At 64.4% G+C, this 19,848-nt stretch carries 22 protein-coding genes; 9 read left to right on the forward strand and 13 right to left on the reverse strand.

Features of this window, described 5'->3' with window-relative positions:
• Positions 1-2: 2 nt before the first annotated feature.
• From ACW5CM_RS11895 to ACW5CM_RS11915, 5 genes are read right to left on the reverse strand one after another with little or no spacing between them, the layout of a single operon-like run.
• Positions 3-797, reverse strand: coding sequence for an HpcH/HpaI aldolase/citrate lyase family protein (locus ACW5CM_RS11895; protein WP_457125194.1), 795 nt, complete (start codon positions 795-797; stop codon positions 3-5).
• A 14-nt stretch (positions 798-811) separates the two neighbouring features.
• A complete protein-coding gene (locus ACW5CM_RS11900) occupies positions 812-1,285 on the reverse strand; it encodes a MaoC family dehydratase (protein ID WP_457125109.1) in 474 nt (157 codons plus the stop codon).
• Positions 1,285-2,448 carry an acyl-CoA dehydrogenase family protein gene (locus tag ACW5CM_RS11905; protein ID WP_439254671.1) on the reverse strand — a complete coding sequence of 388 codons (1,164 nt, stop codon included), beginning with the start codon at positions 2,446-2,448 and terminating at the stop codon, positions 1,285-1,287. The genes ACW5CM_RS11900 and ACW5CM_RS11905 overlap by 1 nt, the downstream gene beginning before the upstream one ends.
• Positions 2,429-4,432, reverse strand: coding sequence for an acetyl/propionyl/methylcrotonyl-CoA carboxylase subunit alpha (locus tag ACW5CM_RS11910; RefSeq protein WP_457125110.1), 2,004 nt, complete (start codon positions 4,430-4,432; stop codon positions 2,429-2,431). The genes ACW5CM_RS11905 and ACW5CM_RS11910 overlap by 20 nt, the downstream gene beginning before the upstream one ends.
• 5 nt (positions 4,433-4,437) lie before the next feature.
• On the reverse strand, positions 4,438-5,991 hold the full coding sequence (locus ACW5CM_RS11915) for a carboxyl transferase domain-containing protein (protein WP_457125111.1): 1,554 nt from the start codon (positions 5,989-5,991) through the stop codon (positions 4,438-4,440).
• Positions 5,992-6,087: 96 nt separating this feature from the next.
• Between ACW5CM_RS11915 and ACW5CM_RS11920 the strand changes: the two genes are divergently transcribed.
• Positions 6,088-6,681, forward strand: coding sequence for a TetR/AcrR family transcriptional regulator (locus tag ACW5CM_RS11920; protein WP_457125112.1), 594 nt, complete (start codon positions 6,088-6,090; stop codon positions 6,679-6,681).
• 21 nt (positions 6,682-6,702) lie between these two features.
• Here the strand turns inward: ACW5CM_RS11920 and ACW5CM_RS11925 are convergent, their stop codons facing one another.
• Genes ACW5CM_RS11925 through pdhA form a run of 3 tightly spaced genes read right to left on the reverse strand, consistent with a single transcriptional unit; the run spans position 6,703 to position 10,215 of the window.
• Positions 6,703-8,094, reverse strand: a complete 1,392-nt coding sequence (locus ACW5CM_RS11925) for a dihydrolipoamide acetyltransferase family protein (protein ID WP_457125113.1) — start codon at positions 8,092-8,094, stop codon at positions 6,703-6,705.
• Positions 8,091-9,101, reverse strand: a complete 1,011-nt coding sequence (locus tag ACW5CM_RS11930) for an alpha-ketoacid dehydrogenase subunit beta (RefSeq protein ID WP_457125114.1) — start codon at positions 9,099-9,101, stop codon at positions 8,091-8,093. The genes ACW5CM_RS11925 and ACW5CM_RS11930 overlap by 4 nt, the downstream gene beginning before the upstream one ends.
• A gap of 1 nt (position 9,102) precedes the next feature.
• Positions 9,103-10,215: a pyruvate dehydrogenase (acetyl-transferring) E1 component subunit alpha gene (pdhA, locus tag ACW5CM_RS11935; RefSeq protein ID WP_457125115.1), complete on the reverse strand. Its 1,113-nt coding sequence runs from the start codon at positions 10,213-10,215 to the stop codon at positions 9,103-9,105.
• A 168-nt stretch (positions 10,216-10,383) separates the two neighbouring features.
• On the opposite strand from pdhA, the gene ACW5CM_RS11940 reads away from it, so the two are divergent.
• Positions 10,384-10,857 carry an Lrp/AsnC family transcriptional regulator gene (locus ACW5CM_RS11940; protein ID WP_438254650.1) on the forward strand — a complete coding sequence of 158 codons (474 nt, stop codon included), beginning with the start codon at positions 10,384-10,386 and terminating at the stop codon, positions 10,855-10,857.
• Here the strand turns inward: ACW5CM_RS11940 and ACW5CM_RS11945 are convergent.
• The gene (locus ACW5CM_RS11945; protein ID WP_457125116.1) at positions 10,829-11,776 is read right to left on the reverse strand and encodes an alpha/beta fold hydrolase; all 948 of its coding nucleotides are present in this window, start codon (positions 11,774-11,776) and stop codon (positions 10,829-10,831) included. The two genes, ACW5CM_RS11940 and ACW5CM_RS11945, sit on opposite strands and share 29 nt — an antisense overlap.
• Before the next feature lie 60 nt (positions 11,777-11,836).
• On the opposite strand from ACW5CM_RS11945, the gene ACW5CM_RS11950 reads away from it, so the two are divergent.
• On the forward strand, positions 11,837-12,556 hold the full coding sequence (locus ACW5CM_RS11950) for a 3'-5' exonuclease (protein WP_457125117.1): 720 nt from the start codon (positions 11,837-11,839) through the stop codon (positions 12,554-12,556).
• Positions 12,557-12,618: 62 nt separating this feature from the next.
• On the opposite strand, the gene ACW5CM_RS11955 is transcribed toward ACW5CM_RS11950, so the two are convergent.
• From ACW5CM_RS11955 to glgA, 3 genes are all read right to left on the reverse strand, one after another.
• Positions 12,619-12,873: a type B 50S ribosomal protein L31 gene (locus ACW5CM_RS11955; protein WP_438254655.1), complete on the reverse strand. Its 255-nt coding sequence runs from the start codon at positions 12,871-12,873 to the stop codon at positions 12,619-12,621.
• 84 nt (positions 12,874-12,957) lie between these two features.
• Positions 12,958-13,743, reverse strand: a complete 786-nt coding sequence (locus ACW5CM_RS11960) for an ABC transporter ATP-binding protein (protein ID WP_438254656.1) — start codon at positions 13,741-13,743, stop codon at positions 12,958-12,960.
• A gap of 17 nt (positions 13,744-13,760) precedes the next feature.
• Positions 13,761-14,945: a glycogen synthase gene (gene glgA / locus ACW5CM_RS11965; RefSeq protein WP_438254657.1), complete on the reverse strand. Its 1,185-nt coding sequence runs from the start codon at positions 14,943-14,945 to the stop codon at positions 13,761-13,763.
• A 46-nt stretch (positions 14,946-14,991) separates the two neighbouring features.
• Between glgA and ACW5CM_RS11970 the strand changes: the two genes are divergently transcribed.
• Both ACW5CM_RS11970 and serB read left to right on the forward strand, forming a co-directional pair.
• A complete protein-coding gene (locus ACW5CM_RS11970) occupies positions 14,992-16,236 on the forward strand; it encodes a glucose-1-phosphate adenylyltransferase (RefSeq protein WP_457125118.1) in 1,245 nt (414 codons plus the stop codon).
• A 22-nt stretch (positions 16,237-16,258) separates the two neighbouring features.
• Positions 16,259-16,894, forward strand: coding sequence for a phosphoserine phosphatase SerB (serB, locus tag ACW5CM_RS11975; RefSeq protein ID WP_457125119.1), 636 nt, complete (start codon positions 16,259-16,261; stop codon positions 16,892-16,894).
• Positions 16,895-16,989: 95 nt separating this feature from the next.
• Here serB and ACW5CM_RS11980 read toward each other — a convergent pair whose 3' ends face one another.
• Positions 16,990-17,700 (reverse strand): beta-ketoacyl-ACP reductase, encoded by a 711-nt coding sequence (locus tag ACW5CM_RS11980; protein ID WP_438254660.1) that lies wholly within the window; start codon positions 17,698-17,700, stop codon positions 16,990-16,992.
• A 128-nt stretch (positions 17,701-17,828) separates the two neighbouring features.
• Between ACW5CM_RS11980 and ACW5CM_RS11985 the strand changes: the two genes are divergently transcribed.
• The 4 genes from ACW5CM_RS11985 (at position 17,829) to ACW5CM_RS12000 (ending at position 19,848) form a co-directional block, all read left to right on the forward strand.
• A complete protein-coding gene (locus tag ACW5CM_RS11985; protein ID WP_457125120.1) occupies positions 17,829-18,422 on the forward strand; it encodes a DUF4190 domain-containing protein in 594 nt (197 codons plus the stop codon).
• Between the two features lie 63 nt (positions 18,423-18,485).
• Positions 18,486-18,839, forward strand: a complete 354-nt coding sequence (locus tag ACW5CM_RS11990) for a DUF3099 domain-containing protein (protein ID WP_438254662.1) — start codon at positions 18,486-18,488, stop codon at positions 18,837-18,839.
• Positions 18,836-19,027 carry a hypothetical protein gene (locus tag ACW5CM_RS11995; RefSeq protein ID WP_438254664.1) on the forward strand — a complete coding sequence of 64 codons (192 nt, stop codon included), beginning with the start codon at positions 18,836-18,838 and terminating at the stop codon, positions 19,025-19,027. The genes ACW5CM_RS11990 and ACW5CM_RS11995 overlap by 4 nt, the downstream gene beginning before the upstream one ends.
• Positions 19,024-19,848: an SURF1 family cytochrome oxidase biogenesis protein gene (locus ACW5CM_RS12000; RefSeq protein WP_457125121.1), complete on the forward strand. Its 825-nt coding sequence runs from the start codon at positions 19,024-19,026 to the stop codon at positions 19,846-19,848. Before ACW5CM_RS11995 ends, ACW5CM_RS12000 begins: the two co-directional genes overlap by 4 nt.

Consider the following 19,848-nt stretch of genomic DNA (forward strand, 5'->3'; position numbering starts at 1 on the left):
GTCTACTGCGCCCGTGTCACCGTCGCGCGAGCATGACGCAGGAGGGGCTCGTCGATCATCTGGCCCTCGAAACGGAACACTCCGCGTTCGCCCACAGCAGCCGCCAGCATCGCGCGTGCCCGGGTCAGCGCCTGCGGATCGGGCGCATAGGCTTCACGGATGACGCCGACTTGGCTCGGGTGGATGCATGCCGTGGCCGCAAAGCCCGAGGCCACTGCATCCCGCGCCTCTTCAGCGAGACCCGCCATGTCGTCGATGTCGATGTGCACCGCGTCGATTGCGGCCTTCCCGTGTGCTGCTGCTTCCACAAGGATGCGCGAGCGCGCATAGCGTGCAACGTCGCGGTATGCGCCGTCGGGATACCGGCTCGATGTGCCGCTGAGGGAGGCGACCAGGTCCTCAGCTCCCCACATCATCGCCACGATGCGCGGGTGATCAACGATCTCTGCCGCCGCGCTGACGCCCCGCGCCGTCTCGCACAGGGCGATGAGTTCGAATCTGTCGTCGAAGGCATCCAACGCGGCCGCATCTTCGGTTTTCGCAACCATAACGGTGCGATAGCTCGACTGATCGAGCATCGCGAGGTCGTCCGCGAACTCCGGGCTGTCTGGCGCATTGACCCGTACGATGACCCGGGCCGGGTCGAGCGCTGAGGCCAGCACGTTCCGGCGGGCCTCGGTTTTCGCATCCGGTGCTACGGCATCTTCCAGATCGAGGATCACGGCATCCGCGCGATCAGCAGCTTTCGCAAAGCGCTCCGGTCTATCCGCCGGGCAGAACAGCAGGGCAGGCCCCATCTCGAGCGCCACGGTCACTGCTCCTTCGGCTGACAGTGCATGAGAGCGACGCGTGTCGCGATCGCGACGATGACACCGTCCTGGTTGCGACCGGTGTGCGCGATCGTGCAGATGCCCTGCTCCGGACGCGACCCTGATAGCCGCTTATCGGTGATCTCACTCTCGGTGTACAGGGTGTCACCGGCGAAGAGCGGATGCGGGAACGCGATGTCACCGAGTCCGAGCTGGGCCACCAGCGTGCCCTGGGTCAGTTGGGCGACGGATGCCCCGACCATGGTCGACAGCGTCCACATCGAGTTCATCAGCCGCTGGCCGAACTCTTGGGTCTCAGCGAAGGCCGCATCCAGGTGCAGTGCCTGGGTATTCATCGTCAACGTGGTGAACAGCATGTTGTCGGCCTCTGTGGCTGTACGCCCTGGTCGATGCAGGTAACGCGCACCCACTTCGAACTCTTCGAAGTACAGTCCGCGCTGGACGATGTCGGTCATCAGGTCAATCCCAATCCACGAGCGATCACCAGCAGTTGCACCTCGGTCGTGCCTTCGCCGATCTCGAGGATCTTCGAATCACGATAGTGGCGTGCGACCGAGAACTCGTTCATGAAGCCGTTGCCGCCGAAGATCTGCGTCGCATCCCGAGCATTGTCCATCGCTGCGTCTCCGGCAACGAGCTTCGCGATCGCGGCCGGCTCGGCAAACGGCTTTCCGGCGTCCCGCAGGCGTGCGGCGTGATGCCAGGCCAGGCGGGCCGTGTGCACCCGGGTACGCATCCTCGCCAGCGTGAACTGAGCGTTCTGACGCGTGCTGAGCGCGCTGCCGAAGACTGTGCGGCTCTTGGCGTAGTCGACAGCGGCTTCCAAGCATCCCTCCGCAGCGCCCGTTGAGAGCGCCGCGATGGCGATGCGCCCCTCGTCGAGGATGTTGAGGAAGTTCGCAAACCCGCGCCCCTCTTCACCCAGCAGATTCTCCGCGGGGACGCGCGCGCCGTCAAAGCTCAGCGGGTGTGTGTCTGAGGCATGCCAACCGACCTTGTCGTACGGTGCTTCCACGGTGAAGCCCGGGGTGCCGTTGGGAACGATGATCGTCGAGATTTGCTTACGCGCCTGCGCGCCCGGAGTCTGAGTGGTACCGGTGACCGCGGTGACTGTCACGAATCGAGTGATGGGCGTGCCGGAGTTCGTGATGAACTGCTTCGATCCGTCGATCACCCATTCGTCGCCATCGCGGCGAGCGGTTGTGCGGGTGGCTCCGGCATCGCTGCCGGCCTCAGGCTCGGTCAGTCCGAACCCGGCCAGGGCGCGGCCAGCGAGCAGATCCGGCAGATACTCGGCGCGCTGCGCATCCGTTCCGAACCGGAAGACCGGCATTGCGCCCAGGCTTACTCCGGCCTCCAGTGTGATCGCGATGGACTGGTCCACCCGGCCGAGGGCTTCGATCGCAAGGCCGAGAGCCATGTAGTCGCCGCCCTGCCCACCGACTTCCTCAGGAAACGGCAACCCGAACAGCCCAAGCTCGCCCATCTGCGAAACAACGTCCATCGACAGCGTGTGCGTGCGATCAGCCTCGTACGCCTGCGGTGCGACAACGGCGTCGGCGAACTCACGCACCATGGTGCTCAGTTCGAGTTCTTCTTCAGTGAGGTCGTAGGTCATGGTCGTTCTCCTCCGTCGGGTGTTCTGAGGCGGATGTGACGGTCGCAACGGATTGGTCACGCCGTACTTGGTCGCCGACGGCAACCAGTAGATGCACGTCGCCGTCGTGTGGTGCGAGCACCGGATGCTCCATCTTCATCGCTTCGATAGACACGAGCGGCTGTCCCGCTGTGACGTGAGCTCCGTCGGTGACGTGTACGGCGACGACGCTGCCTGGCATCGGGGCTCGCGCTTCCGGGCTCGTCTCGGCGGCAGCGGGCTGCTGAGCAGCCAGACGATGGCGCATGCGAGCACGTCGGCCCAGCGGGCGGAGCCGCGTGGTGTGACCGGCCACCGACACCCAGACCGCTCCTTCTTCGTCGATCGCACTGGCGGCGGCGTCGGCATCCGATGTCCATCCGCCAGGTACGTCGACGAGCTCGCCGCTGTCGGCGAGGAAAGCAATTTCGCGAGCGGTTTCATCGGTCAGGGCTGCCCAGACCGATCCGCTGCGATGAGAATTGCCTTGCTGCATGAGAAACACGTTCTGGGGCTGTTTCTCATGCAGCACGGTGTTTCTCGCGGCCTGCAGCATGCCGGGCGATGCCACGAGGGGCGACAGCGGAAGCAGCGTCTCGATCAGCCCGGTGTCCAAGTCCCCGCGCAGGACACGCTCGTTGGTCACCAACTGCCGCAGGAACGTGATGTTCGTCTCCACCCCGAGCACAACAGTGCGGGCGAGAGCCGCGTCCAGTCGGGCAAGCGCCGACTCCCGGTCAGGGCCGGAGGCGATGACCTTGGCGATCATCGGATCGTAGAAGCCGGTGACTTCGCTGCCCGTCTCGATCGCGGCATCCACGCGCACGCCCGGCGGGGCATCGAAACGCAACACGTGCCCGGTCGACGGCAGAAAGCCCCGTTCCGGAGACTCCGCGTAGATGCGGGCTTCGACGGCATGGCCAGTCACGGCCGGCGGCTCGGGCAGCTTCTCCCCCGCGGCAACCGACAGTTGCAACGCGACAAGATCCAGTCCGGTGACCGCTTCGGTGACGGGATGCTCCACCTGCAGTCGCGTGTTCATCTCGATGAAGAAGAACTCATCCGGGGCATCCGCATCGACCAGGAATTCTACGGTGCCGGCACCGACATACTCGACGCTCTCGGCCGCTCGAATCGCCGCGGCGAACAGTTGCGTTCGAACGGCCTCCGCGAGCCCCGCGGAGGGAGCTTCCTCAACGACCTTCTGGTGCCGTCGTTGCAGCGTGCACTCGCGCTCGCCGAGGGCGATCACCGTGCCGTGCGCGTCGCCGAAGACCTGTACCTCGATGTGGCGCGGGCGCGCGATAAGTCGCTCCAACAGCAGCGAATCATCGCCGAACGCTGCTGATGCCACGCGACGAGCCGATGCCAGCGCACCGGCGAGCTCATTAGCCTGCGAGACGACCTCCATCCCCTTTCCGCCGCCGCCGGCACTGGGCTTGACGAGCAGCGGGTAGCCGACCTCTGCGGCACGCTGGGCAATCTGTTCGTCCGAAAGTCCGGTGGCATCGAAGCCGGGGACGACCGGCACACCATGGGCTTCGACCTGTTCCCGGGCAGCGGACTTGTCGCCCATGATCTCAATTGCTCGGGGCGAGGGGCCAATGAAGGTGATTCCCGCTTCCGCACAGGCTTCTGCGAGGGCGATACTCTCAGACAGAAAACCGTAGCCGGGATGAATCGCCTGCGCGCCACTCTGCTGCGCGGCAGCGATGATGGCGTCAACGCTCAGGTATGACTCCGCTGCCGGTGCCGGGCCGATCAGCACGGCGCTGTCGGCTTCACGGACGTGCGGCGATGTGGCATCGGCCTCGCTGTAGACGGCGACGCTGTGCACTCCACGTTCGCGCAGTGTGCGAATGATGCGTCGAGCGATCTCCCCGCGGTTGGCGACGAGGACGGTGTCGAAGTCCGCGCGCGCGGGACGACGAGTGGTGATCGCGGTGGCTGGCTCACTAGTGGTCATGGCACTCACATCCGGAAAAGGCCGAAGCGCGGTTCGGGTAGCGGGCTGCGGGCGATGACATCCAGTGCGAGCCCGAGCGTGTCGCGGGTCTGGTCGGGGTCGATGATTCCGTCATCCCATAGCCTCGCGGTGGCATAGTACGGCTCCCCCTGAGTCTCGTACTGGGCACGGATAGGCGCTTCGAACGCGGTGCGCTCCTCGCCGCTCCAGTTCTCGCCGCGCCCGGTGAGTTGGTCTTCTTTCACGGTCGCCAGCACCGAGGCTGCTTGCGCGCCACCCATCACGGAGATCCGGCTGGCAGGCCATGTCCACAGAAAACGCGGTGAGTACGCGCGGCCGCACATCGAGTAGTTGCCGGCGCCGAAGGATCCACCGATGATGACGGTCAGCTTCGGCACCCGAGTCGTGGCAACAGCGGTGACCATCTTCGCGCCGTCCTTGGCGATGCCGCCGGCTTCAGCTTCGGAGCCGACCATGAAGCCGGTGATGTTCTGCAGGAACAGCAGGGGAATGCCGCGTTGGTCGCACAGCTCGATGAAGTGAGCTCCCTTGAGGGCGGACTCGCTGAACAATACGCCGTTGTTCGCAACGATGCCGATCGGATGTCCGTGGAGCCTGGCGAATCCGGTGACCAGTGTCGTGCCGTACTCAGCCTTGAACTCGTGGAACGAGTCGCCGTCGATAAGTCTGGCGAGAACCTCTCGCACGTCGTAGCTTGCGTTCACGTCTACGGGAACCACGTCGTACAGGCTGGATGGCTCCGCGGGCTCGTGAGAGGGATCCACATCCCACGCCGGCTGTGCGGGCTGCGGCAGGGTGGCAACGATGTTGCGCACGATCTCCAGGGCATGCTCATCGTCTTCGGCGAGATGGTCGACGACGCCCGAGCGGCGGGCATGCAGCTCTCCCCCGCCGAGTTCTTCAGCGCTGACGACCTCGCCGATCGCCGCCTTCACCAGCGGTGGCCCGCCGAGGAAGATCGTGCCCTGGTTGCGCACGATCACTGTTTCATCGCTCATAGCGGGGACGTAGGCGCCACCGGCGGTGCAGCTGCCGAGCACGGCCGCGATCTGCGGGATGCGTTCCGCGCTCATACGGGCCTGGTTGAAGAAGATGCGACCGAAGTGCTCGCGGTCGGGAAACACTTCGTCCTGTTTGGGGAGGAATGCTCCCCCAGAATCGACGAGATAGAGGCACGGCAGCCGATTCTCCAGCGCGATCTCCTGCGCGCGCAGGTGCTTCTTCACCGTCATCGGCAGGTAACTGCCCCCCTTGACGGTGGCGTCATTGCATACGACCATCACATGCCGCCCGTGCACCAGACCGATGCCCGCAATGACACCCGCCCCCGGAGCTTCGCCGTCATACATGCGATCCGCAGCGAGCGGCGAGACCTCGAGGAAGGGGCTGCCCTCATCCAGCAGCCGGGTGATGCGCTCTCGCGGCAGCAGCTTGCCCCGTTCAACGTGCCGCTGGCGGGAACGTTCGGGACCTCCGAGCGCGGCGGTCGCCAGACGGTCGCGCAGCTCGCGCGCGAGCGATTGCTGGGTAGGGGGCATCGTGATGTCCTCCTTGACTCACGTGGTGGCACTCATCATGCATTTTCGGTTAGTGTTCACTAACCAGTTCATTTAGGTTAGCGAGCATTAACTGAGATGACAACCCCTGTCACTGCGCGAGATCGCGCCAAGGCCGAGCGTGCCGATGCCCTCCTGCAGGAAGCGGCGCGCCTTTTTGCTGAGCGCGGATACTCCGGGGTGAGTCTTGAGGACATCGGGTCCGCCGTCGGTGTCTCCGGTCCCGCTGTGTATCGTCACTTCGCCGGCAAGCAGGCCCTGCTGGGAGCTGTGCTGATCAAGGTCAGCGAGGAACTCGTCAGTGGCGGCCGGAACGTGTTTGACGGCGCAGCGGACGAGAGAGAGCGGATGCGGGCACTCGTCACCTTCCACGTTGATTTCGCACTGTCCAACGCCGACGTCATCCGGGTGCAAGACCGGGACCTGGCCCATCTCGCAGATGCTGACCAGGCGGAGGTCCGCCGCCTGCAGCGCACCTATATCGACCTGTGGATCGACGCATTGCATCCCTTGCAGTCGGGCGCAACCGATGAGCTGCGCCTCCGCGTCCAGGCGTGCTTCGGCCTCATCAACTCCACGCCCCACAGCACGCGCAGCGCTTCCCGTTCGAAGAAGACAACCGCGCGCACGCTGATCACGATGGCCGAGGCCGCACTGCTCGCTGGCCTCTGATTTCAGACCGGCTCCGCGCGATCACCGCAGGAGCATCGCCCGGCCCGGTTGTTCGAGAATATCCGCGACGTCCTTGACGAAGCGCGCACCCTCGGCGCCATCCACGACGCGATGATCGAACGAGAGACTCAGCGTCATCATTTGCCGCAGCGCGATCTCACCGCGGTATTCCCAGGGTTGACGACGAACCGCTCCCACCGCGAGAATTCCCGACTGACCGGGTGGCAGGATCGGGGTTCCCGCATCGATACCGAAGACTCCGATGTTGGTGATCGAGAATGTGCCACCCATCAGCTCGGCCGGCGAGGTCTTCCCGGACCGCGCAGTCTCGGTCAGAGCACTCAGTGCGTCGGCGAGCTCTGGCAGAGTCATCTGATCCGCATCACGGATGTTCGGCACGATGAGACCACGCTCGGTTGCCGCTGCAATGCCCAGATCGACGTAGTGCGGCTGTACGATCTCCGCGGCTTCCTCGTCCCAGCGCGAGTTCAGCCCGGGTGTACGGGGCAGGGCCAGGCAGACAGCCTTCGCCACGACGACGAGCGGTCCGATCCGATGCTCGGCCAGAGCGCGATCCTGACGCAGGCTCGCGATGAGATCCATCGTTTCGGTGACATCAACCGTGTGGAAGGTGGTCACGTGCGGAGCGGTGAACGCACTCTGCACCATCGCGGCGGCGGTGTGCTTGCGCACCCCGCGAATGGGAATGCGTGTTTCACGCTCCCCCGGCGTCGACGGAGGCGCTGTAGGCGGCGCCGGATGCTTCGATGCTGCTGTCTCAGCGGGACCGGTCTGCGGAGCCGCACCGATGCGCTCGGCATAGGCATCGATGTCATCGCGTGTAATGAGCCGGTCACCGACTTCCGCGGCAACCAGGACGATGTCTACGCCCAGCCGCTTGGCGTAGGCGCGCACCGGCGGCGTGGAACGCGGCCGTTCACCGGTCTGGCGGGTCGCTGGCATCTCGGGCAGAACATCGTGCGGGGCCGCCTCCAACACAGCGGTATCGATAGTCCTGGTCCCCACAGCCGAGCGCCGAGCGCGCCGGACCGGGCGTGCCGTGCTCGACGGAGCTGCGCCATAACCCACCAGATTCGGCGGTGTCTTCTCCGCTTCCTCTGCCGGAGCCTGGGCCTGGGCCTGGGCTGGCGGCGCTGCACCATCCGCGGCTTCGCCGGCGACGTCGAAGGCGATGAGCGGTGCACCAACGGCCACGGTGGCTCCGGCCTCGGCGTGCAGACTGTGCACGGTGCCCTCATAGGGTGACGGCAGCTCAACAACGGCCTTAGCGGTTTCCACCTCGGCCAGGGTCTGATTCAGCGTGACGGTGTCACCGGGCGCAACGAGCCACTGCACGACATCGGCTTCCGTGAGCCCCTCACCGAGATCAGGAAGACGGAATTCTTCGATCATGATTCGGCCCCCGTCAAGCTGTTCGGCCGCTCAAGGACGCGGTCGACGGCATCAAGAATCCGGTCCAGATCCGGCAGATGGAACTTCTCCAGCTTTGCGGGCGGATACGGCACATCGTGTCCGGTTACGCGCAGAGGGGCGGACTCGAGATACTCGAAGCAGCGCTCCGTGATGCTTGCGATCACCTCAGCCGCAACTCCGGCCTCCCGTGATGCCTCGTGCGCGACAACGACGCGTCCGGTACGCCGAACGGATGCGGCGACCGTGTCGTAGTCGATGGGCGACAACGAACGCAGATCGATCACCTCGAGAGACAAGCCCTCGTCGGAGGCAGCGTCCGCGGCATCCAGCGCTGTGGATAGCATCGCGCCGTACGTGATGACCGTGGCATCCGATCCTTCGCGGACGACACGGGCGAGCCCCATCGGCGAAGCATCCGCCAGCGAAGATTCCAAGTCAACCTCGCCCTTGTGGTGATAGAGGCGCTTGGGTTCGAAGAAGATCACCGGGTCGTCTGATGCGATCGCCTGCTGTAGGCAGCGATAGGCGTCCTCCGGGTTGGAGACAGCGATCACCCGTAGCCCGGCGGTGTGTACGAAGTAGGCTTCCGGGGACTCCGAGTGGTGTTCCGCCGCACCGATTCCACCGGCCCAGGGAATGCGGATCGTGATCGGCATCTTCACCCGGCCCTGCGTGCGGTAGTGCAACTTCGCAACCTGCGAGACGATCTGATCAAACGCCGGATAGACGAATCCGTCGAACTGGATCTCGACCACGGGTCGGTACCCACGGTAGGCCAGCCCGACTGCGGCGCCCACGATCCCGGACTCGGCGAGTGGAGTATCGATCACGCGCGTCGCGCCGAACTCGTCCAGCAACCCGTCGGTGATGCGGAACACGCCCCCGAGCTTTCCGATGTCTTCACCCATCAGCACGACTTTGTCGTCGTCCTTCATGGCCTGACGGAGTCCAGCGTTGAGGGCCTTGCCCAGAGTCATCACGGTCATCTCACGCCTCCTCGAAGCTCGAGAGGTACGCTGCGTACTCATCGCGCTGGCGATCGATACCGCAATGCGGCTCGGCGTACACACCATCAAAGACGGCGAGCGGCTCACGGGTCACCATGCTGATGCATTCGGCACGCATCTGACGAGCGATGACATCTGCGTCGGCATGTGCTGCGGCGATCTGCTCGTCATCGATCTCTCCGGCGGTGCGCAGGTGCGCTTCCAACCGTGCGATCGGGTCACGCGTGCGCCAGGCCTCAAGCTCGGCAGCATCCCGGTAACGCGTCGGGTCGTCGGAGGTGGTGTGCGGCCCCATCCGGTAGGTCACCGCCTCGATGAACGCCGGTCCCTTACCTGCCCGCGCATGCGCCAGAGCCCAGCGCATCGCAGCCATACAGGCCAGTACGTCGTTTCCGTCGACACGCATGCTGGGGATGCCGAATCCGGGGGCGCGGCCGGCAATCGGATACTGCGACTGCACAGCAACGGGCTCGGAGATCGCCCAGTGGTTGTTCTGGCAGACAAACACCACCGGTGCCTGATAGGAAGCAGCGAACACCATGGCCTCGTTGACATCACCCTGGCTGGTGGCGCCGTCTCCGAAATAGGTCACGGCAACTTCCGGGGCCTTGTCGTATTTGATGCCCATCGCGTAGCCGACAGCGTGCAGTGTCTGGGCGCCGATGATGATCTGCAGCGGCGCAACGCGCATCTCCTGCGGATCGAAGGGTGCACCCTCTTCACCGCGCCACACGCGGACGAAGTCCGCCGGCTGCGCGCCCCGCGCGTAGATCACGCCGGTCTCGCGGTAGCTCGGGAACACGAAGTCGATTGGGTCCAGAGCGCGCGCTGTGCCGATCTGCGCCGCTTCCTGGCCGTTGCACGGTGCCCACAGGCCCAGCTGTCCCTGGCGTTGCAGCGCAACACCCTCGGAGTCGATGCGTCGAAGAATCACCATGTCGCGATGAAGGCCGCGCAGCTGCGCGGCGTCAACGTCAGCGACCAATGCGTCCAGCGCGGGGTTGCTCAGGCGCGTCCCGTCGGGCGCGATGAGCCGCTCGGAGAGCTCAAGATCCTGTGTGGTGTCTGCGATCGGGGTGGTCTGCGGTGACATCATCGTCCTCCTGTCAGGTGACTCCCTCGTGAGGAGTTGCACGCCTGCTCCGACATCGTCATCGGATGCTTCGAGCGTACGTCTACTGATCAGCACGCTCAAGCATTGAGCCAACCGCTGAGCATGTTGCCCATTAACGCGGCACAGATCCTGCTAACGTTTGGCACTATGTCGACGCTTGACCGAGTTGATCTCGAACTGCTCACTGTGCTCGCTGAGGACCCACGCACGACGATTGTTGCGCTCGCAGACATGCTCGGCTTGTCGCGCAATACGATTCAGGCCCGAATGGCTCGGCTTGAGCAGACCGGAGTGTTCCTGTCCTACGAACGCTCGTTCTCACCGGAGGTGCTCGGTTTCCCGCTGCAGGCGTTCGTGAGTATCGGGCTGCGTCAGACCGATCTGCCGCGGATCACCGCGGAACTTGCACGAATTCCCGAGATTCTGCAGGTGCACGGTTTGAGCGGATCCATCGATCTGCTTGCGCGAGTGGCGTGCCGTGATGCACGGCATCTCTTTGACACGGATGCGCGAATTCTGTCCATCGAAGGCGTGGAGCGTACCGAGACTTCGCTGGCGATGGGCGAAGTGATTCCGTTCCGTGTTGCGGGGCTCATCGGCCTTGCGCGACGGGAACCCTGAGGAAGCGACGAATGTGCCCGGCCGCTTCCGCGGGGGTTTCATAGTGGATCAGGTGTCCGACATCTGCGATTTCCACCAGCTCCGCGCTCGGGAACAGAGTGGCCAGATGCCGTTCAGCTTCGATCGGGGTGATGTCATCCTGTTGCGCCGCCACCAGCAGCGTCGGCACCGCGATGCGCGGGGCGAAGGCTCGCACATCCTGCGAGACACTGGCGACGAAGGCATCCCGAAGCACGTCACGATCAGCGAAGTCCGAGAAGTAGGTGTCGTGCTGGTCATGGATGAAACGCCGCAGCACGGGGTCCTTGGTCTTCGCCATCGTGATGCTTGCGACGCGGACGATCAGACGACTGCGCAGCAGAGCTGTGCCGAGCTTGGCCGGCAGCTTCGCGCCCAGTTCGTAGTAGAGAACGGCCAGCCGGGTCATCAGTCCCTTCGGCCCCTCCAGTGCCGGCGCGCCGATCGGGTTGATGAGAATGAGACGGGGAGTCTGCAAGCCGGTGGCGACAGCGGCTGAACTGACGATCGAACCGAAAGAATGCCCGAGGATCACCGCTCCCGGTGCCACCGCCGCGGCGAAGTCCTGCAACCACCCCGCGTACTCGTCGAGATCGTGGGTGCTTCCGGGTAACGGTGGCGTCTCGCCGAAGCCGGGAAGGTCAGGCGCGATCACGCGCACGTCAGGCAGGTACGCCAGAACCGGCTCGAGGCCATGGTGCTCGCCCCGGAAACCGTGCACGGCGATGACGGTCAACGGCTCTGTCTTCGGGGCCGCCGCGTCCTGTGCACTTTGGTCGGTATCCGAGTCGGCTGACGGACCGTAAACCCAATACGCTGTTGTTCCGCCGCGCACTTCGACCTCGTGACGCTCAATCGGAATACGGCTCAAACGATCGGCGTACGGCGAGAAGACGGGCATGATTCCAGTCTACGGGCGAGCCTCAGCGACAATGTCCGAGGCTCTCCATACCGTTAGGGCATGGCAACAGATCTCGAACTCCCCGACTGGCTCGGTCGTATCGGCGTCTTCGATCTTGAGACGACGGGTGTTGATGTCAGCGCCGATCGCATCGTCACCGCGCACGTCGGAGTGCTCGACGCGAAGGGGCGCGAGATCGCAGCCCGATCGTGGATGGCCGATCCCGGTATCCCTATTCCCGACGGTGCAGCGGCCGTGCACGGCGTGACCACCGCACAGGCCCAGCGCGACGGGCATCCGGCTGCCGAGGTCGTCAGCGAGATCACCGCAGCGCTGCGCGCCCTGTTTGCACAGGGAATGCCGGTGGTCGCGTACAACGCCTCGTACGACTTCTCGCTGCTGACGAACGAGTGCCTGCGTCATGGCATCGCACCGCTTGAGACTCCGGGCCCAATCATCGACCCGCTGGTGATTGATAAGGCCGTTGACCGGTACCGCAAGGGCAAACGAACGCTCGAAGTGGTCGCTCAACACTATGGTGTCCAGCTCGATGGCGCACACGAGGCCTCAGCAGATGCCATTGCCGCGGGCCGCGTCGCGCAGGCGATCGGCCGATCCTTCGAGCTCGCTCCTTCAGCCCAAGAGCTACACACTCAGCAGATCAGCTGGGCCCGTACTCAGGCCGAAAGCCTCACAGAATACTTCATCCGCATCGGCCGGCTCGACGCCAGCGATGCGCTCGACGGCACCTGGCCGGTACGGGCGTACACCAGCGTCTGAACCCCCGCCCATGAACGACGAAAGCCCCGCCGGAGCGGGGCCTTCGTGCTGCGGGAAGCTGCTTACTTGCTGCCGCCGAAGCCCTTGAAGCGCTGGTTGAACTTCTCGACGCGACCGGCCGAGTCCATGATGCGCTGCTTGCCCGTGTAGAACGGGTGCGAAGCCGAGGAGATCTCGACGTCGATGACGGGGTACTCCACGCCGTCCAGCTCAACGGTCTTGTCGCTGGTGACGGTGGAACGGGTGAGGAACGTCTCGCCCGAGCCGAGGTCGCGGAACACGATGTCCTTGTAGGCGGGGTGAATGTCAGTCTTCATGCGGATTCCTTGGCTTGCGGGTGCGTACAAATTGAAAGTCAGAGGGTGCAGGTGCACCAGGGGTCGAGTTTAGCAGATGCGCGGTCACGAAGTCGCGCGCGCCGCGTACCGACCTTCTTCCGACGAGAGTGCGATCGGCAAGCCGAACGTGTCGGTGAGGGCCGCGGCAGTCAGTGTCTCGGCGATCGGACCGGCAGCAACGATCGCGCCGTCACGGATGAGGAGCACGTGGGTGAATCCGATCGGAATCTCTTCGACATGGTGAGTCACCATGACCATCGCCGGCGTCGTGGGCGACGATGCGTACCCGCTCAACAGGCTCAGCAGTTCTTCACGCGCGCCGAGATCGAGGGATGCCGTCGGCTCATCCAACAGGAGCAGTTCCGGGTCGGTCATCACCGCACGAGCGATCTGCACACGCTTCTGCTCGCCGTCGCTGAGTGTGCCGAACGTGCGGTCTGAGAGGTGACCGAGTTTCCATTCCTCCAGAACGCGCAGCGCGCGACGCTCATCGATGTTCTCGTACTTCTCGTTCCAGCGGCCCATCACTGAGAAGGCCGCGGTGAGTACGACGTTGAGCACTGTCTCGTCGCGTGGGATGCGCTTGGCCATCGCAGAGGAGGCGAAGCCGATGCGCGGACGGATCTCGAACACGTCGGCGCGACCGAGTGTCTCGCCCAGGATGTCGACCCTGCCCTCCGTCGGGTGCATCAGCGTGTCGGCCAACTGCAGCAGGGTCGTCTTGCCCGCGCCGTTCGGCCCGAGCACCACCCATCGCTGGTCGTCTGCAACCTGCCAGGTCACATGATCGACGATGTTGCGCCCGTCACGGCGCACGACGACATCGGTGAATTCCAGAGCGCTCGGCATGATTCCAGCCTATCGGCTCAGGGCATCAGGTCTGCGTACAGCGCGCGGGTGGCGTCAGCAATTGCGGACCAGCTGAACTCTTCGGCCGCTCGCTGTCGACCGGCTGCCCCGAACGATGCCGCACGGTCCGGGTCCAGGCAGACTTCGGTCAGCACGCGCGCGAGATCTGCGACGTAGCGGTCCGGGTCAACGGGTGTTCCGGTGCCGTCCTGCACCTGCTCGATCGGGACAAGCCGCCCCGTTACGCCGTCATCGACGACTTCGGGAATGCCTCCCGTCGCGGTACCGACCACCGCCGCACCACACGCCATCGCCTCCAAGTTCACGATGCCCAGAGGCTCGTAAATCGATGGGCAAACGAAAGTCGTCGCGGCGGTGAGGATTGCGGACAGTTCCTCGCGAGGCAGCATCCGTTCGATCCAGATCACGCCCTGTCTGCTCTGTTGCAACTGGCGGACCCCGTCCTGCACCTCGGCCATGATCTCGGGCGTATCCGGCGCGCCCGCGCAGAGCACGAGTTGCACCTCGGGTGGCAGCTGGGCTGCGGCCCGAAGCAGATACGGAAGCCCCTTCTGGCGGGTGATCCGCCCGACGAAGACCACAGACGGGCGCGTGATGTCCAGCCCGATGGTCTGCAGGAACGCCGGGTTGCGCACCGGCTGCCAGCGCTGCACATCGATCCCGTTATGGATGACGTGCACCCGATCCGGGTCGATCTGCGGGTAACTGCGCAGAATGTCCGAGCGCATACCGGCGGAGACGGCGATGACGGCCGCCGCATTCTCATAGGCGAGCTTCTCGATGCCGCTGGAGACGGCATAGCCGCCACCAAGCTGCTCCGCCTTCCACGGGCGCAGCGGCTCGAGGCTGTGCGCTGTCAGAACATGCGGGATGCTGTGCAGTTGTGAGGCGATGTGACCGGCGAAGTTCGCGTACCAGGTGTGGCTGTGCACCAGGTCTGCTCCCCCGATATCGCCGACCATCGCGAGGTCGGTGCCGAGGGTTTGTATTGCCGCGTTGAGACCGGAGAGTTCAGCAGGGGTCCGATATGAGCGTGTGCCTGCTTCATCGCGATCAGCGCCGAAGGCCCGTACCTGAACATCAATGGATTCCCGTAGCGCTGCGACGAGTTCTGCCACGTGAACGCCCGCTCCGCCGTAGATCTCCGGCGGATATTCCTTCGTGATCATGTCAACGCGCATGTCTGAACGCTAGTACAGCGACACCTTCGGGATCTATGGTGGATCCATGGCGGTCCCTCAGAAGGTTTTCGGCATCATCCTCGCCGGTGGCGAGGGCAAGCGGCTCATGCCCCTGACAGCGGATCGAGCCAAACCGGCGGTGCCGTTCGGCGGCCAATACCGGTTGATCGATTTCGCAATCTCGAATCTCATCAATTCCGGTTTGCGACAGGTCGTCGTGCTCACCCAGTACAAGTCCCACAGCCTCGACCGGCACATCTCGCAGACGTGGCGGATGTCGTCGCTCCTCGATTCGTACGTGACGTCTGTGCCCGCTCAGCAGCGGCTCGGGAAGCGCTGGTTCTCCGGATCTGCCGACGCTATTCTGCAGAGCCTGAACCTCATCAATGACGAAAAGCCGGACATCGTCGTGGTCATCGGTGCCGATCACGTCTATCGCATGGATTTTCGTCAGATGCTCGATGCCCACATCGCGTCCGGCGCGAAAGCCACGGTTGCGGGCATCCGTCAACCGCTCTCTCTCGCAGATCAGTTCGGTGTGATCGATGCCGAGGACGACGGCAGCGGCCGCATCCGGGCATTCTTGGAGAAGCCGACGGATGCTGCCGGCCTCCCGGACGCGCCGCATGAGGTGCTCGCGTCCATGGGCAACTACATCTTCGACACCGATGCGCTCATCGAGGCTGTGCAGGCCGATGGCGAACTCACAACCTCCGGCCACGACATGGGTGGCGACATCATCCCGTATTTCGTAGATCGCGGCGAGGCCGGTTACTACGACATGAAGGACAACGATGTTCCGGGTTCGTCGTTGCGTGATCGCGCTTATTGGCGAGATGTCGGAACGATCGATTCGTTCTTCGATGCACATATGGATCTCATCTCCACACTGCCCGTGTTCAACCTGTACAACACGGCCTGGCCGATTCGCACGCAGAGCGTGAACGCACCGCCCGCAAAGTTCGTGCGTGATGCGGTCGGACGCATCGGCAATGCGATCGACTCGATCGTGTCGCTGGGCTCTGTGCTGTCTGGCACGCATCTCGAACGCAGTGTCGTGGGTCCGGGGACGCTCGCGGCCGGCGGGTCGACGATAACCGACTCCGTGCTGTTCGACCAGGTGATCGTGGGCCAGGGTGCACGGGTACATCGAGCGGTGCTCGACAAGAACGTCGTCCTCTTCGACGGTGCAACCGTCGGCGTCGACCGGGAGCGTGATCTGGAGCGAGGCTTCACCGTAACCGACTCCGGAATCACCGTGGTCGGAAAGGGTGTGCAGATCGAAGGCTGATCTGCGCGCTACGCTCGATCGCGTGACTGCTGCGCGTTTTCTCGTCGTTCTTGATGCCGATTCCACTCTCATCCGCAACGAGGTGATCGAGCTGCTCGCTGACGAAGCCGGCAGACGCGCCGAAGTGCAGGCGGCTACTGAGGCCGCCATGCGCGGCGAGATCGATTTTGCGGCGAGTCTGCGTTCGCGCGTCGCAGCGTTGCAGGGGGTGCCGACATCCGCGTTCGAGCGCGTGCGTGCGCGCGTCGAGCCGACACCAGGCGTGCGCGAACTGACGGATGCTGTGCACCAGCGCGGCGGCATCGTCGCGGTCGTCTCGGGGGGATTCCACGAGATCCTCGACCACATCGCCCCGGCACTGGGCGTGGATCGCTGGCGGGCGAATCGGCTCGCCGTCGCCGATGACCAGCTCACCGGTCAGGTCGAGGGTGAAATCGTGGATGCTGCCGCGAAAGCGCATTCGCTCATGTCTTGGGCGTCCGAGCTCGGCGTCGCGCAGCACGCGACGATTGCGATCGGCGACGGCGCCAACGACCTGCAGATGATGGCGGCGGCGGGTCTCGGACTCGCGTTCAACGCGAAACCTGCAGTGCGGGAAGCGGCAAGCATCGTCATCGGACCGCAGGATCTCAGCGAGGTCATCGCTCTACTGCCCTGAATCAACCGGGTCTTGTCCGATGTCAGAGGTGCCGCGCTCGGTCCCGGCATGCATGCCCACCGGCCCCGGAGCGGCTGGTGACTCTGATTAACGAGTCAGTGTCCCATTCCCAGTCCACCGTCGACGGGAATGACAGCGCCTGAGATGTAGCCCGAGTCGTCACCGGCGAGCCACGTCACGACCCCGGCAACCTCGTCCGGCGTGGCGAAGCGTGCGGCAGGAATGTTCGCCTTGTACTTCTTCTGCGTCTCTTCCGGCAGCTCCGCCGTCATATCTGTCTCTATGAATCCGGGAGCGACCACGTTGGCCGTGATGCCGCGGGCACCGAGTTCGCGGGTGAGCGAACGGGCAAAACCGACCAGCGCGCTCTTCGACGCCGAGTAGTTGACCTGGCCGGCGGATCCATACAGCCCGACGACGCTGGAAATCAGGATGACTCGACCGAAACGTGCCTTCAACATGCCCTTGGACGCACGCTTGACCACCCGGAAGGTGCCGCCGAGGTTGGTCGCGACGACACTGTCGAAGTCGTCTTCGCTCATCCGCATCAGCAGCGTGTCTTTGGTGATGCCGGCGTTGGCGACGACGATCTCGACCGGACCGAGCTTCGCTTCAACCTCGGTGTAGGCGGCATCGACCGAGGCGGCATCCGTCACGTCTGCGCGCACAGTGAGCGTGCCCTCAGGACCTTCCCCGCTCCGGGCAGTGACAGCAACACGATAACCATCGCGGACGAACCGCTCGGCGATCGCACGGCCAATGCCGCGGTTGCCGCCGGTGACGAGGACGACGCGTTCTGAACTCATGTTTTCCCACTCCCAAGGCGCACGGTTTGGCCCGAGCTATCCTATCGGGACGGCAGTCCGTGCTGCGTTGGAGCAAATTGACAGGGGTATGGTCTCCTGCCAGCCTGTCAACAACGAAAGGCAGCCTCATGAGCGACAACAACAACCCCCTCGGACCGGACTCGGCTGTTCCGCCCGTTCCGCAGGCGACCCCGTACGCTCCGCCGCCTCCCTACCCGGGTGCTGCTGTGCAACCCAGCACGACTCCCCCGCAGTACGTGCAGCCACAGCAGTATGCACAACCCCAGCATTACGAGCAGCCGCAGCAGCACGTCCAGCCGCAGCAGCCGCAGTACCCGTACGCAGTCCAGCAGCAGCCGTACGCACCGCAGCAGCCTTACGCTGCCCACCAGCCTTACGTTGCCCACCAGCCCTACGCCGCGGGCCAGCCATACGCTGTTGCTCCATCGCCGAGCGGTCTATCCGTAACCTCGTTGATCACCGGGATAGCGGGTCTCCTGCTGAGCTTCGCCCTGGTGCCCCTGGCAGCATCCATCGTCGCCGTGATTACCGGACATATGGCGCTCAAGCGCAGCCGGGAGAACTCGGCGATCGGTGGCCGTGGGCTGGCTATCACCGGACTCGTCCTCGGATACTTCGGAGTCGCCATTCTCGCCATCGGACTGATCATCCTCGTCGTCTCCTTGCTCTTCTTCGGCAGCATCGGACTGATGGTGGCCTAGCGCCGTCGATTCACCGCTTTCACGGCATCCGGCAACGTCCACGCGGCGTAGGCTTGAGGTACCGTGAAACGCTCCCACCAGGCCCCCGCAGTCACCTCCCTGCCGCAGTCCCCGCAGGAAGAGGCGACCGGTCGCGCCCGGCGATATGTGCTCACGATGGTAATCCGCATGGTCTGCTTCGCGTTGACGGTCTTGGTGACGCCCTACGGCTGGTACACCTGGGTGTTCGCCATCGCAGCCGCCGTGCTGCCGTATATCGCGGTGGTCTTTGCGAACGCCGTCAGTCCCACAACGCGCACTGCGGCAGAGTCCCCGACGGAGCAGCTGGCTGCCTCTTCCTCAGCTCCTCCGCCGGAGAAGGTCGAGGATCCGCCGGTGATCCGGTTGCAGGAACGACCGAAGGACGCTGAGCAGTGACGCATCAGTGCTCACGCGCCGCGTGTCGCAGCGACGCAACCCAGCAGATCGTCTGGCGAAATCCGCGCATTCACCCGGAGGATCGCGAGAAGATCTGGCTGGCCTGCGATGAGCATGCGACGTTCCTCTACGACTATCTCGCCGCCCGGGACTTTCCCGTGACCATACGTGAAGGACTCCCGAAGTGAGCAACCGTTTCGTCCGATGGGCCCTGTACCTCGTTATCGCGGCCGCTTTCGCCGTTGCCTGCGTCTTCCTGTCGAACTGGCAGTTTGACAGGGGCGCGAACCGCGCCGAACAGATCGAGCTCGTCGAGAAGAACTACGACGCTGCCCCGGTTGCGTTGGATGAACTCATCGGGAGCGACGGAACTCTGGCGGCGGACGAGGAATGGCGTCCGGTGAAGCTCCAGGGCGAGTACCTCGCCGGGGACCAGATGCTCGTGCGCAACCGGCCGCACGGCGGTACCAGCGCGTTCGAAGTGCTTGTCCCCTTCCGGGACACGGACGGTCGCATCTTCGTCGTCAACCGCGGCTGGGTTCCGCCCGGTGAGGGCCCGCTGCCCGATGCTGTTCCTGCACCGCCCTCGGGCATCGTCGAGGTGACCGTTCGGCTACGTCCGGGTGAGCCCCTGCCAACGTCGGGACGCAGCGCCCCCGAAGGACAGGTGCCGACGATTCATCTGCCGAGCATCGCTGATGCTGTCGGCGGCGATGTCATCACGGGGGCCTACGGTCTCATCAAAAGCGAAGACCCGGCACCGGAAACCGCCCCGGGTGGCTTCGACTCCCCCACTGATGATCCGGGCCCGCACCTGTCGTACGCGATCCAGTGGATCCTGTTCGGCATCATGGGGTTCATCTTCATCTTCTACATGATCCGCACAGAGGTACAGAAGCGTCGGGAAGAGCTAGAGGGACGCCCGACGCCTGTGAAGCGCCCCCGTCGTCGTGATCGCGATGCGGATGTCGAGGACGAGCTGCTCGACGACGTCGAAGCTCGCGTCTGA

Source organism: Microbacterium wangyouchuni (assembly GCF_054072595.1).

Bases quoted from the DNA above. Each gene is read 5' to 3' on its own strand.
- ACW5CM_RS11980 (WP_438254660.1), bottom strand. From the start codon at position 17,700: ATGAGTTCAGAACGCGTCGTCCTCGTCACCGGCGGCAACCGCGGCATT.
- ACW5CM_RS11950 (WP_457125117.1), top strand. From the start codon at position 11,837: ATGGCAACAGATCTCGAACTCCCCGACTGGCTCGGTCGTATCGGCGTC.
- ACW5CM_RS11930 (WP_457125114.1), bottom strand. From the start codon at position 9,101: ATGACCGTGATGACTCTGGGCAAGGCCCTCAACGCTGGACTCCGTCAG.
- ACW5CM_RS11895 (WP_457125194.1), bottom strand. From the start codon at position 797: ATGGGGCCTGCCCTGCTGTTCTGCCCGGCGGATAGACCGGAGCGCTTT.
- ACW5CM_RS11905 (WP_439254671.1), bottom strand. From the start codon at position 2,448: ATGACCTACGACCTCACTGAAGAAGAACTCGAACTGAGCACCATGGTG.
- ACW5CM_RS11910 (WP_457125110.1), bottom strand. From the start codon at position 4,432: ATGACCACTAGTGAGCCAGCCACCGCGATCACCACTCGTCGTCCCGCG.
- ACW5CM_RS11970 (WP_457125118.1), top strand. From the start codon at position 14,992: ATGGCGGTCCCTCAGAAGGTTTTCGGCATCATCCTCGCCGGTGGCGAG.
- ACW5CM_RS11900 (WP_457125109.1), bottom strand. From the start codon at position 1,285: ATGACCGACATCGTCCAGCGCGGACTGTACTTCGAAGAGTTCGAAGTG.
- ACW5CM_RS11925 (WP_457125113.1), bottom strand. From the start codon at position 8,094: ATGATCGAAGAATTCCGTCTTCCTGATCTCGGTGAGGGGCTCACGGAA.
- ACW5CM_RS11960 (WP_438254656.1), bottom strand. From the start codon at position 13,743: ATGCCGAGCGCTCTGGAATTCACCGATGTCGTCGTGCGCCGTGACGGG.
- ACW5CM_RS11945 (WP_457125116.1), bottom strand. From the start codon at position 11,776: ATGCCCGTCTTCTCGCCGTACGCCGATCGTTTGAGCCGTATTCCGATT.
- ACW5CM_RS11955 (WP_438254655.1), bottom strand. From the start codon at position 12,873: ATGAAGACTGACATTCACCCCGCCTACAAGGACATCGTGTTCCGCGAC.
- pdhA (WP_457125115.1), bottom strand. From the start codon at position 10,215: ATGTCACCGCAGACCACCCCGATCGCAGACACCACACAGGATCTTGAG.
- ACW5CM_RS11915 (WP_457125111.1), bottom strand. From the start codon at position 5,991: ATGCCCCCTACCCAGCAATCGCTCGCGCGCGAGCTGCGCGACCGTCTG.
- glgA (WP_438254657.1), bottom strand. From the start codon at position 14,945: ATGCGCGTTGACATGATCACGAAGGAATATCCGCCGGAGATCTACGGC.
- ACW5CM_RS11940 (WP_438254650.1), top strand. From the start codon at position 10,384: ATGTCGACGCTTGACCGAGTTGATCTCGAACTGCTCACTGTGCTCGCT.
- ACW5CM_RS11985 (WP_457125120.1), top strand. From the start codon at position 17,829: ATGAGCGACAACAACAACCCCCTCGGACCGGACTCGGCTGTTCCGCCC.
- ACW5CM_RS11920 (WP_457125112.1), top strand. From the start codon at position 6,088: ATGACAACCCCTGTCACTGCGCGAGATCGCGCCAAGGCCGAGCGTGCC.